The sequence below is a fragment of the Psychrobacter sp. ANT_H56B genome, from assembly GCF_008369245.1.
GTDB classification, from domain to species: domain Bacteria; phylum Pseudomonadota; class Gammaproteobacteria; order Pseudomonadales; family Moraxellaceae; genus Psychrobacter; species Psychrobacter cryohalolentis.
The window spans coordinates 395,105-410,661 of sequence record NZ_VOBF01000002.1 but is presented as its reverse complement, the minus strand read 5'-3'; the positions used below and the strand labels follow the sequence as shown (position 1 = coordinate 410,661).

At 42.2% G+C, this 15,557-nt stretch carries 14 protein-coding genes; 6 read left to right on the top strand and 8 right to left on the bottom strand.

What is annotated here, in order from left to right:
- Positions 1-187 precede the first annotated feature (187 nt).
- Positions 188-1,831 (top strand): GMC family oxidoreductase, encoded by a 1,644-nt coding sequence (locus FQ082_RS04435; RefSeq protein ID WP_149492185.1) that lies wholly within the window; start codon positions 188-190, stop codon positions 1,829-1,831.
- A 48-nt stretch (positions 1,832-1,879) separates the two neighbouring features.
- On the opposite strand, the gene FQ082_RS04430 is transcribed toward FQ082_RS04435, so the two are convergent.
- A complete protein-coding gene (locus FQ082_RS04430) occupies positions 1,880-2,890 on the bottom strand; it encodes an NERD domain-containing protein (RefSeq protein WP_262498150.1) in 1,011 nt (336 codons plus the stop codon).
- Between the two features lie 266 nt (positions 2,891-3,156).
- Between FQ082_RS04430 and FQ082_RS04425 the strand changes: the two genes are divergently transcribed.
- Entirely contained in the window at positions 3,157-3,759 is a 603-nt protein-coding gene (locus FQ082_RS04425) for a YceI family protein (RefSeq protein ID WP_133105044.1), read from the top strand.
- Between the two features lie 109 nt (positions 3,760-3,868).
- On the opposite strand, the gene FQ082_RS04420 is transcribed toward FQ082_RS04425, so the two are convergent.
- The 4 genes from FQ082_RS04420 to serS form a co-directional block, all read right to left on the bottom strand.
- The gene (locus tag FQ082_RS04420; protein ID WP_149492183.1) at positions 3,869-4,207 is read right to left on the bottom strand and encodes a hypothetical protein; all 339 of its coding nucleotides are present in this window, start codon (positions 4,205-4,207) and stop codon (positions 3,869-3,871) included.
- Positions 4,204-4,755, bottom strand: a complete 552-nt coding sequence (locus FQ082_RS04415; protein WP_149492182.1) for a hypothetical protein — start codon at positions 4,753-4,755, stop codon at positions 4,204-4,206. The genes FQ082_RS04420 and FQ082_RS04415 overlap by 4 nt, the downstream gene beginning before the upstream one ends.
- A gap of 180 nt (positions 4,756-4,935) precedes the next feature.
- Positions 4,936-6,933, bottom strand: a complete 1,998-nt coding sequence (tkt, locus tag FQ082_RS04410) for a transketolase (RefSeq protein ID WP_149492181.1) — start codon at positions 6,931-6,933, stop codon at positions 4,936-4,938.
- Positions 6,934-7,245: 312 nt separating this feature from the next.
- Positions 7,246-8,532, bottom strand: coding sequence for a serine--tRNA ligase (serS, locus tag FQ082_RS04405; protein ID WP_149492180.1), 1,287 nt, complete (start codon positions 8,530-8,532; stop codon positions 7,246-7,248).
- Between the two features lie 450 nt (positions 8,533-8,982).
- Between serS and FQ082_RS04400 the strand changes: the two genes are divergently transcribed.
- Positions 8,983-9,645 (top strand): YcxB family protein, encoded by a 663-nt coding sequence (locus tag FQ082_RS04400; RefSeq protein ID WP_011514171.1) that lies wholly within the window; start codon positions 8,983-8,985, stop codon positions 9,643-9,645.
- Positions 9,646-9,886: 241 nt separating this feature from the next.
- Positions 9,887-10,372, top strand: a complete 486-nt coding sequence (locus FQ082_RS04395; protein ID WP_011514172.1) for a Dps family protein — start codon at positions 9,887-9,889, stop codon at positions 10,370-10,372.
- A 93-nt stretch (positions 10,373-10,465) separates the two neighbouring features.
- Here the strand turns inward: FQ082_RS04395 and FQ082_RS04390 are convergent, their stop codons facing one another.
- From FQ082_RS04390 to FQ082_RS04380, 3 genes are all read right to left on the bottom strand, one after another.
- Complete coding sequence (locus FQ082_RS04390) at positions 10,466-11,167, bottom strand: DUF2057 family protein (protein WP_149492179.1); 702 nt, start codon at positions 11,165-11,167, stop codon at positions 10,466-10,468.
- Between the two features lie 55 nt (positions 11,168-11,222).
- Positions 11,223-12,035 (bottom strand): DnaA regulatory inactivator Hda, encoded by an 813-nt coding sequence (gene hda / locus FQ082_RS04385; RefSeq protein WP_011514174.1) that lies wholly within the window; start codon positions 12,033-12,035, stop codon positions 11,223-11,225.
- 272 nt (positions 12,036-12,307) lie between these two features.
- The gene (locus FQ082_RS04380; RefSeq protein WP_149492178.1) at positions 12,308-13,414 is read right to left on the bottom strand and encodes an AI-2E family transporter; all 1,107 of its coding nucleotides are present in this window, start codon (positions 13,412-13,414) and stop codon (positions 12,308-12,310) included.
- 363 nt (positions 13,415-13,777) lie between these two features.
- Here FQ082_RS04380 and purM point away from each other — a divergent pair, with 363 nt between their 5' ends.
- Positions 13,778-14,827 carry a phosphoribosylformylglycinamidine cyclo-ligase gene (gene purM, locus FQ082_RS04375; RefSeq protein ID WP_149492177.1) on the top strand — a complete coding sequence of 350 codons (1,050 nt, stop codon included), beginning with the start codon at positions 13,778-13,780 and terminating at the stop codon, positions 14,825-14,827.
- Positions 14,827-15,519, top strand: a complete 693-nt coding sequence (gene purN, locus FQ082_RS04370; protein ID WP_149492176.1) for a phosphoribosylglycinamide formyltransferase — start codon at positions 14,827-14,829, stop codon at positions 15,517-15,519. The genes purM and purN overlap by 1 nt, the downstream gene beginning before the upstream one ends.
- Positions 15,520-15,557: the final 38 nt, after the last annotated feature.

Genomic DNA, 15,557 nt, shown 5'->3' with positions numbered 1-15,557 from the left:
AGATATCAGACTTACTACGCCGCCCTTTTTTATTACCCAAACAATTGATATATATGAAAATTTACAACAACCTTATACCTTGTAGTCATTTTTACTTCATTATTGCAGCAAAATAATAGATACTCTAAAGCGTAACCTATTTCAATAAATACGTTTTAATGAGCATGGATGCTACAGGGAATATAAAATGGAACTTGATGGAAACTTTGATTACGTCATCGTTGGTGGCGGTTCAGCTGGCTGTGTGCTTGCCAGCCGATTAACAGAAAACCCAGACATCAGTGTCTGCTTGTTAGAATATGGTGGTGAGGGCAAAGACTTGGCAGTTCGCGTACCTGCTGGACTGATTTTGATGGTACCGGGCAAGCCACTAAAATTAAACAATTGGTGCTTTCACACTACTCCGCAAACACATCTTAATAACCGACGCGGCTTTCAACCACGCGGTCAATGTTTGGGCGGCTCCTCCGCTATCAATGCCATGATTTATACGCGTGGCAGTGCGCTTGATTATGAACGCTGGGTTGAGCAAGGTTGCACAGGCTGGGGTTTTGATGATGTACTGCCTTACTTTATCAAATCAGAAAACAATATCCACGGCGCGGACAAGCTGCATGGTGATAGTGGACCACTGCATGTCAGTGATTTACTAAGTCCACGTGATATCTCAAAAGCCTTTGTAGAAGCTGCCATTGCCAATGGTTTAGATCAAAATGATGACTTTAACGGCAAAAAACAAGACGGTGCAGGATTATATCAAGTCACCCATTTTCATGGGGAAAAACAAGGTCAACGCTGCTCTGCGGCGGCGGCTTATCTACATCCAGTACAAAGCCGACCTAATTTAACCGTTATCACCCACGCACAAGCCAATCGCGTCATCTTTGATGGCAAACAAGCGACTGGTGTGGCCTATGAAAAGGATGGTGTCGACCATATCCTGATGGCACGTCACGAAGTCATCTTATCAGGTGGTGCTTTTGGCTCACCCAAAGTTCTGATGCTATCAGGCATTGGTCCTGCTGAACATTTGCAGTCTCATGGCATCGATGTATTGGTAGATGCACCCGACGTTGGCGGTAACTTACAAGATCATTTAGATGTCGTCTTTGATTACGAGGTCAATACTACCGATGTCATCGGTCTTGGTATAGCAACTATTTCAACCTTGACCAAAAGTATTCGGCAATGGCGAAAAGATGGCACAGGTCTGTTATCTACCAATTATGCAGAAGCAGGCGCGTTCTTTAGCGTCGGTGACGACCCACAAGAATGGCCAAATACTCAGCTGCATTTTGTCATCTCTCGCGTAATTGAACATGGACGTGATCTTAGACGGGGTTTTGCCGTTTCTTGTCATACCTGTTATCTACGCCCTGAAAGCCGCGGTACCGTCAGGCTTGACTCTGCCAATCCCTCAGACGCGGTATTGATTGATCCAAACTATCTCTCTGACCCCAAAGATGTAGAGTATATGGTCGCTGGTGCAGAGCGTACACGCGCCATTATGCAAGAGTCGCCAATGGCTGAATACATCACTGAGGACTACCCTGCCCCCTATATCGAAAAAGACGGTATGCTTGGCTATATTCGCAACAAGTCGGACACTATCTACCACCCTGTAGGCACTTGCCGTATGGGCTCAGACAGCGATTCAGTCGTTGATTTAGAATTAAAAGTACGTGGCGTGAGTGGACTAAGGGTCATCGATGCTTCAGTGATGCCAACCTTAATCAGTGCCAATACCAACGCACCGACGATTATGATTGCTGAAAAAATAGCAGACCTTATCAAGGCGAATCACGTGCATGCTGAGTCAGTCTCTGCTTAACATAGTCCAAGATGATTATTTGAGCCCAAAATCAAGTTTCATTTGGGCTCAATTTGTGTTGACTACTCCGCGACATTTTGGAAATTGGCTACAACCAAAAAAGGTCTGCCCAAGATGTGCGCCTTTTTTTGCAACGCGTTTGACCATCTCACTATTACATCTCGGGCAAGTTGGTGCTTGGATGAAATTAGCTATATTGTCTATCGCCACAAGTGTCGCAGGGTAATGCACTTGTGGCTCAGTCTCTATAACCTCAAAGGGTGTGAGAAAAACCTTATCAGTAATATCATGCGGCGAACTTATCTGCTGAGTACTCAAACTATCAATTGGTAAATCGCTAGATTCAATCTCAGTTTGACCAGACCATCGATGCACTTCTCTGCTTTTCAGCCTGGCTCGTTTAGCGGTTTCTTTTACTATCGGCTCAGATGTAGACTTATCAGTAGTTGTAGCAACTGACTTACCATTAGAGTTATTGCTAGACGACTTGCTTGGATTGCTATGCCTATCTTTTAAGTACGCTTTATGGGCTTGATTGGTGCGCCACGACTTACTAAATCTATTGCTTTCAATCTGAGCAACGATGGATGTGACCTCGTCTTCAGTAAGTAGCTCATCCTGCTTTCTTTTAATATAAGACACCATTCCACTCGTCAATACGTGCTCCGGCAACTCATCGCGAGTTTTTAGCTCACATTCACCGATGAACGCAATCATCGAATGAAAGTAGCTCATCTCTAATGCTAATAAATCCGCAAGCGTCTTGATGTGCAGATAATTTTGGCGTAATGGGTTCTGAAATTTGTATTTACTTCCATTTGGGAAAGCTTGCGTCCACTGTCTTTGCGCCTCATTACCAAATATCCAGCCTTTATAGTTTTTGGTTTCGATCACAAAGATGCCGTATTTAGAGACAATGACATGGTCGATTTGGGTACTACCACCATTGGCTAATGGTAAAGTAACATTATTTAAACGATGATAAAGGTCTTTTTCTAGCTTTAACCACATGGCAACATTAATGACTGTTTCGCCTAAGACACCTTTGAAGCTGGACATGAGGGACATAATCGTCTTCCAATAAAAAAGATAAAAACACTTATAATTAAAATAGTATGCTGTCTGTCTTAAACCATTTACATAACACGCCTCAAGCGCTTATAACTTTAATAGTACATTGAAATCGCTTAATTGTAGTAGGATATCGCCTTACTATAGTCGATTGATTTTAAAAAGAATAGAGCACGGATTAATTACTATAGAACCACTTGAATTAAATTATTTTAACTACTGATATACCTCCTATCTCTCTTTGGATCAGACATATGACCACACCTGTCACCTCTTTGCTGAAAATCACACTCAGCAGCTGCCTACTATTATCATTACCAGTCATGGGATTGGCGGCGACCGTTCCGCAAAAATGGAAACTGGACGTCCCAAAGACCAATGTCGAGTTCGAGGTCAAGTATTTGGGTAAAGCCACGACTGACGGCAGGTTCAATAAGGTCAATGGCGCCATCAATTATGACGTCAATAAACCTGCAAGCACGACCATTAATTTTACCGTTTTTACCAATAGTATCGATACTGATCGCAGCTTGAGAGATTCATTTTTGCGCCGAAAGGAGCTTTTGAATACGAAACAATATCCGACGATGACTTTTGTTTCTAAAAAAGTCAGCATGATAAATGCTAAAGAAGCCAATGTGACCGGTGACTTTACAGTGTTGGGTCAAACCAAACCTTTGACGGTGAGAGTAACGTTATCAGATGTAGAGAATGATCCTGTCACCTCTAGACCTACCTTAAAATTTCGCGCGACGGGCTTGGTAGATCGTTACAACTACGGGGTTACTGCTTTTCCAAAAGTGATTAGCAATATCATTCCTCTTGAGATATCAGGGAAATTGATTGCTGCTAATTAAGCTCTGAAAGACTTAAAAGAACATAAAAAACGAGTTCCTAGAAATCCTAGCAACTCGTTTTTTTGAGTTTATTGAATCATATATAGAAAATGCTGTGCTCAATTAAAAACTAAGTTAAAAGATTTTGAATTGCATCTAGAACCTCAGGAACTTTAACATCTATACCTTTTTCAAAAGCTTTTGTCATGAGCGCTGATGACCAAGCAAGTAACTTAGTACCAAGTTTACTTTTATCAGGCTCACTATTGATGATATCCTCTAATTCGTTAATATCTTCATTCGGAACACCTAGCTGCCTTAAATCATTAAGGACTTGCTCTACTTTTTCCGTATAGCTATTGCTAATACCTTGAGTGAAATTTTGTCCCACACCAACATTTGAACTTGCGTTATTACCGTAAATATTAGTAATTATTTGGCTAGCTGTATCTTTTTTATCATCATTCATATATTCATATATTCATCTTCTAGATTTGGAAAAGCTTTATTTAGTTCAAGCAATGTGTCTAAAAGCGTTTGCTTGGTCATGTTTAAGAGGTTATGTAATCTACCAAAAACTATTCTTCTTCTTACAGCTATAATATCATCTCGTTGGAACATTCTTACTACATCTCTTACGATTTCAATAGGAAAGTCAATATAACCATATTGTTCGTTTGCATCTTTAGCATCTATTACATTTTGTTCTATATTTGATATCCCTGCCCTGTGAACGTAAGTGTAGAGATTTCCATCAATTCTTTCATTAATCTCCGTTAAATCTATAGGAACATCTTTGCTTCCATAGTACGAGCTATGCACTTTAGCAAACATTTCACAATAAAATTCTCGATATTCAGGAACAATGTCTAAATCATCATATCCGTTAAGCTCTTTATTTATCCAAATGATGAACTCGTTGTTATCAATTTTATAAGCTACTAACTTAGCTCTAGTTAAAGCTTGATTGAGGGTTATTTTGTCGTAACTTATATCCTTAATTAGCTCTTTAATCATTACAACACCTAGTCAAATGTTTAGTTTATACAAATAATACAACTTAATATATTGATTAGCTATACAAAAAAAGAGCCACCAGAATAACCTAGCAGCTCTTTTTCGTTCGGTGTCATAAACTTAACTATGACTCATAGTTGAATTAAGCGTAGGGCTAAAACTACAGCCTACGAAAAGTGATTAAACCAAACTATTCACCGCCTCAACTACCGCGTCAGTCGTGATACCAAACTCTTTATATAGCTCATCAGCAGGTGCTGATTCACCATAAGTCGTCATGCCAATCACTTTACCGTCTAAACCAACGAACTTATACCAGTAATCGACGTGTGCCGCTTCTACAGCGACGCGGGCACGGATATTGGCTGGCAATACCGCTTCACGGTAGCTAGTATCTTGCTCGACGAAGATTTCTGCACACGGCATAGAGACCACACGTACACCGACGCCATTTTCGCTCAAGGTCGCGTAAGCTTGCATAGCAAGACCGACTTCTGAGCCAGTTGCGATGATAATTGCTTGTAGCTCGCCTTGCTCTTTTGCAAGTACATAACCACCTTTGGTGATGTTTGCTACTTGCTCAGCATCACGTGCTTGATGTGGCAAGCTTTGACGGCTGAAAATCAAGGCAGATGGATTATTTTCTGATTTAATTGCCTCAACCCAAGCGCTTGCTGATTCAGTCGCATCACAAGGACGCCATGTACGTAGATTTGGCGTGGTACGTAAGCTAGTCAATTGCTCAACTGGCTGATGCGTTGGACCATCTTCGCCCAGACCAATAGAATCATGGGTATACACATGAATCACACGCTGCTTCATGAGTGCGCCCATACGTACCGCATTACGTGCGTATTCCATAAACATCAGGAACGTCGCAACATAAGGAACAAAACCGCCATGCAGTGCGATACCGTTAGCAATAGCCGTCATACCGAATTCGCGCACGCCATAATAGATATAGTTGCCAGCGTCGTCGTCTTGGATGCCTTTGGCGTCTTTAAATAGTGTGAGGTTTGAGCCTGCTAAATCCGCCGAGCCACCAAGTAATTCTGGCAATAATGGCTGTAAGGTATTGATGGCATTTTGGCTGGCCTTACGACTGGCAACATCACCGCCCTGCTCTTGAGTTTGCTGGATATACTCTTGCGCTTTTTGCTCAAAATCAGCTGGTAAGTCACCCTCTAAACGACGAAGTAACTCAGTTGCTAACTCTGGATAAGCCTTCTTATAAGCGTCAAAGTTCGCGCTCCAGTTTTTCTGTAAGACGTCGCCTTTCGCTTTACCATCCCACGCTTGATAGATTTCATCATCTAGCTCGAAAGGTGCATGCGTCCAAGATAATGCATCACGGGTTAAAACGATTTCATCATCACCTAGTGGCGCGCCATGACTGGCTGCTAAGCCTTGTTTGTTTGGGCTACCAGCGCCAATAGTCGTTTTGCAAATAATTAAGCTTGGCTTAGTCGTCTCTTTAATCGCTTGCTCAGTCGCGTGCGTAATCTCATCGGTATCATGACCATCGACCTTGATAACTTGCCAGCCATAAGATTCAAAGCGCGCTTGCGTATCATCAGTGAACCAGCCGTCGACATCACCATCAATTGAGATGCCATTGTCATCATAGAAAAATACCAATTTGCCAAGCTCTAACGTGCCAGCCAATGAGCAGACTTCATGGCTGATACCTTCCATCAAGCAACCATCGCCTAAAAACGCATAGGTATGATGGTCAACAATATTATGACCATCACGATTAAATTGCGCTGCCAACGTTTTTTCTGCAATTGCAAAACCAACCGCATTGGCAATACCCTGCCCTAATGGACCAGTGGTGGTTTCAACACCTGGCGTATAACCAAGCTCTGGATGACCCGGCGTTTTCGAATGTAATTGACGGAAACCTTTTAGGTCATCAACGCTAACGTCATAGCCTGATAAATGTAGCAATGAGTAGATCAGCATCGAGCCATGACCGTTTGATAAGACAAAACGGTCACGGTTGTGCCAGCTTGGGTCAGCAGGATTATGCTTCAAAAACTTGCGCCACAAAACTTCGGCAATATCAGCCATACCCATTGGTGCACCCGGGTGCCCAGAATTGGCTTTTTGAACCGCATCGAACGACAGTACACGGATGGCATTGGCTAATTTACGTTCGCTAATTGGAGCTGGCATAGAGTGTCCTAATATTCGGATAGAAGTATGGAGGATAAGAGGAGAGTTTACTCAGAGGGTCATAAAATAAGGACGCAATGGGCGCCCTTAACGAATAATCTGTAAATACAGGGGTAATATTAACATATTTGCACTCTATCTAGCGCAAAAATGCGCTGACAGAACCGTTCGTATTTAATAATAATTTGTATCAGTTTTATCAATTTGACCGATACTTACTGCAATAAAACACAATCGGCGAGCCTGAATACCAACTCACTAATTGCATCAATCATCAAATAACTATATGTCAAAAACCCGCATATCAAAAAACTATAATAAAATGGTGTCAGCACCGCCCATAAACGGACGCAATACTTCTGGAATCGTAATACTACCATCAGCATTTTGATAATTTTCCATCACTGCCAATAAGGTACGACCTACTGCTAGACCCGAACCGTTTAAGGTATGAGCTAAACTGGTTTGTTTACCGTCCTTAACACGTGTACCCATACGGCGTGCTTGAAAATCGCCACAGTTTGAGCAGCTTGAGATTTCACGATAGGTATCTTGGCTTGGTAACCAGACTTCGATATCATAAGTTTTTTGCGCGGCAAAACCCATATCGCCGGTGCACAATTTGACGGTGCGGTATGGCAAATTAAGCTGCTGTAAAATAAATTCTGCTTGTCCTGTCATTGCTTCAAGCAGCTCATCTGACTGCTCAGCTGTGGCAATATTAACCATCTCGACTTTTTCAAACTGATGCTGACGAATCAGACCACGGGTATCACGACCATGCGAGCCAGCTTCACTACGGAAACACGGCGTATGAGCGGTGAACTTTAATGGCAGCTCTTTGATATCTAAGCGCTCACCCCGTACCAAGTTGGTCATCGGTACTTCTGCGGTTGGAATCAGATAAAAATCCATGTCATCATTATTCGTATGATTGCTTAGCTTAAACAAATCATCTTCAAACTTAGGCAGCTGACCCGTGCCCTTTAAGCTTTCAGAATTAACAATATACGGTACATAGGTTTCAGTATAGCCATACTTCATCGTATGGGTATTGAGCATAAACTGAATCAAGGCGCGATGCATCTGCGCCAATTGTCCTTTTAAAACATTAAAGCGACTTCCTGTAAGCTTGGTTGCTGCTTCAAAATCGAGCATACCAAGTGTCTCACCAATATGCGTATGATCTTTAATCTCAAAATCAAACTCACGCGGTGTGCCCCATTTGCGTACTTCGACGTTATCGTCTTCTGATGTACCAACTGGCACATCTGCTGCTGGGATATTTGGAATTTGCATTGCTGCTTGGCTAATGCGCTCTTGTAAGGTACGTAGCTCGTCTTCGGCTGTCTTAATCTCACCACTGACACTTTGCATCTCAGCAAGCAACTCACTAGCATCTTCGCCAGATTTTTTAAGCACGCCAACTTGTTTTGCGCCTGTATTACGGCGCGACTGCAACTCTTCGGTCTTTACTTGTAGCGATTTACGTTCGTTCTCAATATTTTGCCAGAACGCCATATCAAGCGTATAACCACGGGTGGCCAATTGCTGCTGTAAATCTGTCAAATCGCCGCGTAAGAGTTTTGGGTCTATCATAATAGGTGCCTGTCGCGCTAAAAGTGGATAAAAGGTGTGAAAATAATGAAAATCTGAGCTCGATTGCCTGATTTTGCTTAAAATTAGATGGTAGCCGCTATAATACCAAGCTGCGGCTGTTTTGACCATGTTTTGGCAGTTTTTTGCCCATCTCTTGACTGAGTTTTGAGTTTCTATTCTCTTAATCTTTAAATAGGAAATAGTTATTCATATTAACGTGCTAATAATATAATTTAAGGTCGCAAGCTCTCTATAAATATGACTTACCTTTACTAATGGCTTAAATATGGTGTCTATTAGCGAACAGAGTGGCTTATATGTTTCATTTAAGGGCGATTTTCGGTAAGATAAGCGCATATCTTTATTCTATTTCCAGCCAAATATTACCTTGTTGTCGACGTTTGGCGCTTTTAATTTAACGTTTTCACTATAAGTCTTTGAGAAACCTTTATGGCTCTGTACCCCTACACGCTGCAACCTGTTGCCTTAAACCTAACCGAGGCAGAATTCCATCAAGCACAGTATGAGCTATTTTCTAGTGCCAGCCCGTCATTTGGTCTGTCGAGTATCAAGCTTAAAGAATGGATTATCATGGCAGTCGCTGTGGTTTTAGCCGTTGCTGGACTGGTTTTTTTGACCGGTTATTCGACCATTATTTTTTGGCTGATGCTAGCAGCCGTTGTTATTTACCTACTGGTTCGTACGCTTGGTTTTAAATGGTATGTGAAAAGAGAGTTTGAAAAGCAAGTCGCTGAGCAAGAAATGCCTGACGAGATGCGCCAAATGAAACTGGGTGTACAGAAGCATGGTCTGGTAATGGCAGTGCCGGTCAATCAGTCAGATATGTTTAGTAGCAATCAGATGCGCGGTATGCAGATGCGTGCAGGCAGCACCCAACAAGCGGTGATTCCTTGGAGCGCTGTGAAAAGCTGGGATGAGACCGACGACTATATCTTTATGATGTTTGAGATGAAAGGTCAGCAAGGCAGTCAGATTATTCCTAAACGCTTGCAAGCTCAAAAATTCCCTATCGATACGGTACGCCAGCATTTATTAGAAGTAGTCGCAGTAAAAGGTCTGAACTCTGAAAGCTTACAGATACCTGCTAAATAGGCTTATTGCTTTCTGTTAGACCAAGGATTTAGTTGTTTTATAAAATATATTACAAATTTTAATTTGATTAATTTAACTTATTTTTGCATGCTTGCTACAATAGTAAGCATCAAAGGTTGAGTAACGCGTAGTAAGCGGTTATTTAGGCTTTAGTTTAATAATCGCTCGCTATAACTTGCTTAAGTTTAAAGGTTTAATAACTTGATGTTTGAACCCTACACTCAATGAAAAGGATAATATAATGAGTAACAATAATAACGACACTAACCAGATCGGTCTAGAAAAAGCAGATATGAGCGAAGTCATCAGCAAGTTAAATGGTCTGCTATCTAGCTATCATATGTTTTATATCAATGTTCGTGGTTATCATTGGAACGTCAAAGGTGAGCATTTCTTCACTTTACATCCAAAGTTTGAAGAGCTATATACCGCGCTGCAAATCCAAATCGATGAAATTGCTGAACGTATTTTGACCCTAGGCGGCACACCGTTACATGCTTATAGCGATTTTGCTCAGCATACCAGCATTCAAGAAGATAAGAACGTTAAAGACGGCACTACTTGTGTTAAGGGCGTTGTGACAGGTTTACAAGAGCTCATTGAAGAACAACGTCAAGTATCGACTCTAGCAGCAGAAGCAGAAGATCAGGGTTCAGCAGATCTTGTTGATGCTTATGTACAAGAGCAAGAAAAATTAATATGGATGTATAATGCCTTTTTGGGCTAAAAGCTGAATAGTCACAAAATCTAAGATATAAAAAAAAGCACCTAAATAGGTGCTTTTTTTATGTGCAATCTTTTTACTTTTTTATCTCAAAGCTTACTTTTGCACCCATTGACGCATTTTTTCACGCTCAGCAGGTGTGGCTTGTAGCCAAATCTGCATAAACTGATCAAGTGAATTGGTAGATGCGTTGACACTTGTCGTTTGCGTCACGGTAGCACCTGTAGTTACTGACTTGTTAGTACTTACGGATGGCTGATCGAGTGCAGCTATCGCACGCTGGTTTTGTAGCTCAGCATCACCGCTACCACCGAATACGCCACCTAATGCTTTACCAAGACCTGAGAATAAGCTATTGCTATTACCACCGACACTTTCTTGACTGGCAATGATGGTGTTATTACTTTGTATCGCAAGCGTTGGACGCTCAGCATACTTCTTGGCAGCGGCATAATCTTCTGGCTGATTTGGCATGGTTAAGCGATAGGTCTGATTGTCTGCCAATTCAGCGGCAACACTGACGTTACCTGAACGCAAATAATCATGCTCATCACGGCGCAGATCATAAAGACGATCATATTTAGCGGTAATCACATGCTTACCTGGCTGCAAGGTAAATGACTTGGTCAGTGGCTGAAGAACACTCTGTGTCAGCTCTTGACCATTGATTGCCGTCACTTTGATATGATCATCAACCACTAAAGTGACTGCCGCTTGCGACAGCATAGACACAGAAGCTGCGCTAATAAACACAGCGCTGATAGACAGTTTTTTTAGCAAAGACGCATTTGATTTCATAATTTTTCCAATAGTAGTAAAAAGCATTTCGGATAGAAAATTTGTGTTCTGACTGCTAAAAATCAAGTGGCATCGTATGCTGAGTATGATGGTCTTGATCAGCGGCATCATTGTCTACTTGCGACTCCTGTGCGATATCAGCAAGTTCAGCAGCAAGCGTCTGCTCATCAATCGTACGCAGCGCGTCAGCAATGACCGCTTTTGATATATTACTGCGACCCAAATTGGAGAACATGGGTTGAATGTAATTGAGCACCTCCATCATTGCACCAATACGATGCGGTCCTTCAGTGAGCAGATAATTGGTAATACGTTCATCAAACTGCCAACCACGTCTGCGCAATATCGACTGTAATAATGCTTCGCGGTCTGCAAAATCATGTCCTGTCGGTACTTTGAATGAGGGCGCTTGTGCCAAACGGGTGAGCAAATCTCTTAATTGAAACGGCAGCTCGGATGCAGGCTTATTAGCGGCAAATAAAAGTTGGCGCTGCCCTTCGCGGCTACGATTAATCAGATGAAATAAAGCTTCTTGCCATTGACTGTTTTGTTCAATGACTTCCAAATCATCGATCGCAATCAAAGAGAAATTTTCTAGCGATGATAATACATTGACATCGGTATGAATCAACTCGTTTAACGACAGACAAATCGCTGACTTGTCCATCTCAATAAACGACTCACAAATAGCGGATAATAAGTGCGATTTGCCAGTAGCAGGACTGCCAAATAGGTACAGCTGACCTATCAGGCCGACATGGAGCTGCCGTACTGCATCGATAATAGACATCCAACCCGGACCGGCGAAGTCGCTGAGACTTGCATCATGCTTTATGTCCAGATTGAGACTTAGCTGTGCTTCTGCCATGAATCATCAACTCGGTTTGCGTAGCACAATCAATAAAAAGGCTAAACGACTAGTATGCTTATAAACTGACTTTGGTAAAATTCATTTTAACCAAAGCCAACCTAGTAAAGGTCAATACCGTTACTACTGCGCCTATATATAACATATTTGCAAAATGACTGACAAGTCTTTTACCCATAACACCCAATCAATCCTGTTTTATCACGCAGGCAAACGACTATGATATGTCCTGTCACCTGAAGGACTTCATGGCATCTATACATACAACAACATTATTTTTTTTCAAACAATGCCAACTGCTTACGACCTTTATAAAAGTCAGTCGTTTGATAATGAGTATAAAAATGACGGAATAACACGTTCAAGACAGCAGACACTGGCAACGCAATCAGCATACCAACGAAACCGAGCAAACTTGCACCTGCCAGTACCGAAAATATTACCCATAATGGCGATAGACCAATTTTGTCTCCCAATAGTAACGGTTGCAAGATATAGCCTTCGGCAGCTTGTCCAATCAAGAATGCGCCAGCAATCAAGGATAAATACGTCCAATCTAGGCCAAACTGGAACAGACAAGCGATAATTGCGGCAACGAAGCCAATCCCAAAGCCCAAATACGGTACAAAGCTAGCAATACCTGCAACCATACCAATAATCAGCCCAAGCTCAAGCCCGATAAGCTGCAATTGCACGGCATAAATAGCACCTAGTAAGACCATCACCAATAGCTGACCTTTAATAAAAGCCATCAACGCACGGTCACACTCTTGCGCAATTTGAATCACTTTTTTACAGTATGGCGCAGGTATCGCCATTTTCCATGTATGTAAGCGTTGATCCCAATTAAATAAGAAATAAAAGGTCAAAATCGGCACCAGTACAATCAGCCCAGCATTATTGATAAAGTTCATGCTAGACGCCAGTATTTGGCTCATCATGGTACCGGCATCTTCAAACTTATAATTGGTTTGCATGTATTCAACCAAGGTCTCAGAGAAGCCCTTAGACTCAAGCTCTGGTAGACGAATACGGCTATTACTAGCAAACCATTCACGGACGACTTCATTATACCAAGTTAAAAGCTGTGGCAGATAATCCCATGCTGCTTGCAGCTGATGCCACAATGTCGGTATCAACCACCAGAGTAGTAGCACCATACTCAACGTAATCGTCGAATACACAATAATAATGGCAATCCAACGTTTGATATATTTTGATAAGCGTTTAACCAATGGATTAAACAAATAAGCCAATACAAAAGCAAAGACAAACGGCACAATGACCGGCATCAATAAATACAATAAAACCATAGCCACAACAATAGCAACGACGATAAATAGGCGTCGAAAAAAGGGGTCTATTGATTGGTTTGTCATGAAGTCTAGTCCTACGAATGGGCTTATTTAAAAGAGTGATTTGATTTAAAGTTGATGATAGATCTTATTGAACGACAACATTCCAATAGCAAACAGTTATTGACCATAATTTTAGCCTTCTATTATCGCAGAGTCCTATAAAAAAGCCGTCATTTTTTGTTTCTTAATTTTCATGTCATCTTTATTGCCGTCTTTCTGAAATATTAGATAGATATCAAGCAAATTTAGGTCAAATAAAAGCAAGTTGTTTTGCGAGTAAGGGTGATTTTTGGGTATAATGCGCGCACAATCTGCAAAATTCATATGACCGACACGCGTTTTTACTGACTGACCTTCATTCCCTATAAAATTTGTGAGATGACCATGAGTAACAAGCCTTCTTTAAGCTACAAAGATGCTGGCGTTGATATTGATGCTGGCGATGCGTTGGTACAACGTATCAAATCCGTGGCAAAAGCCACCTCACGCCCTGAAGTTGTGGGCGGACTTGGCGGCTTTGGGGCGCTTTGTCGCATTCCGACTGGTTACACCTCACCTTTACTAGTTTCTGGTACTGACGGTGTGGGCACCAAGCTCAAACTGGCATTACAATTAAATCGTCATGACACTATCGGTATCGACTTGGTCGCTATGTGTGTCAATGATTTATTGGTTTGCGGTGCTGAGCCTTTGTTTTTCTTAGACTACTATGCAACTGGTAAGCTTGACGTCGATGTCGCAGCTACTGTTGTTACGGGTATAGGTGAAGGCTGTAAATTATCAAATTGCGCGCTTATCGGCGGCGAAACGGCTGAGATGCCAGGCATGTATCAGGACGACGATTATGACCTAGCGGGATTCTGCGTCGGTGTGGTTGAAGAAGCAGAAGTCATCACTGGCGAAAACGTGGCTGAAGGCGATATATTAATTGCTCTTGCTTCAAGTGGCGCGCATTCTAACGGCTACTCATTGGTACGTAAAGTCATTGAAGTCAGTGGTGTGGATGTGACTAGTAGCAATGAGCAGCTAGATGGTCAGTCTATCCAAGATGCCTTAATGGCACCGACACGTATTTATGTTAAAGCGATTAAAGCGCTACAAGATACCCTTGGTAGCTCAGCCCTACATGCGATGTCACATATCACTGGCGGCGGCTTAACCGATAACCTGCCACGTGTATTACCAGACCACCTGGCTGCTAGCATCGATACGAATAGCTGGCAGTTCTCAGAGCTATTCACGTGGTTACAAACCCAAGGTAATATCGAGCAAAGCGAGATGTACCGTACCTTTAACTGCGGCGTTGGGTTTGTTATCGTCGTACCAAAAGATAAAGCAGAAGCTTCTATCCAAACCTTGAATGATGCTGGTGAAAAAGCATGGAAATTAGGTGAAATGGTCAAGCGTGAAGCGGAAGCTATGGTGTACCGTTAATGTCAGACAGCCACACAAAAATTCATAATAAGCCGTTACGCATTGCCGTTTTGGTATCTGGTAGCGGTAGCAATTTGCAAACATTGATTGATGCCATGCAAGCTGGTGCGCTACCGGTTGAGATTGTCGGCGTTATTAGTAACCGTGAAGATGCTTATGCCATCACACGCGCTAAAGATGCTGACATTCCTGTGGCGGTTTTATCTCACGTTGCTAGCGGCAAACGCATGGGAATCAAAACCTTTGAGAGTCATGCCAGCGCCCAACTAACCACATGGCAACCTGACCTGATTGTGCTAGCTGGCTTTATGCGTGTTTTAAGTGCTGGATTTATTGATAACACGCCAGCACCAATGATTAATCTGCATCCTGCGCTCTTGCCTGCTTATAAAGGCTTAGATACTCATCAGCGTGTCATACAGGCTGGCGAGTCTCATCATGGCTGTAGTATCCATGTGGTCACAGCAGAGCTCGATGCGGGCGCTGTACTAACCCAAGCCTGGCTAGAAGTGCATCAAAAAGATACTGCTGACAGTTTGCAAACGCGCGTGCAAAAGCTTGAGCATCAGCTGTTACCTTGGACAATTTTGTTATTAGCCAAAGATGTATTGTCGTTGAACAACGAGCAATTATTAAATCAGCAGCGCACCTGTATGCCGACGCTACCTTTGAAGCTATATTTAAACAGTTAAAGCAATGGCAACAAGCAAAGAAAGATAGCACTCATTTC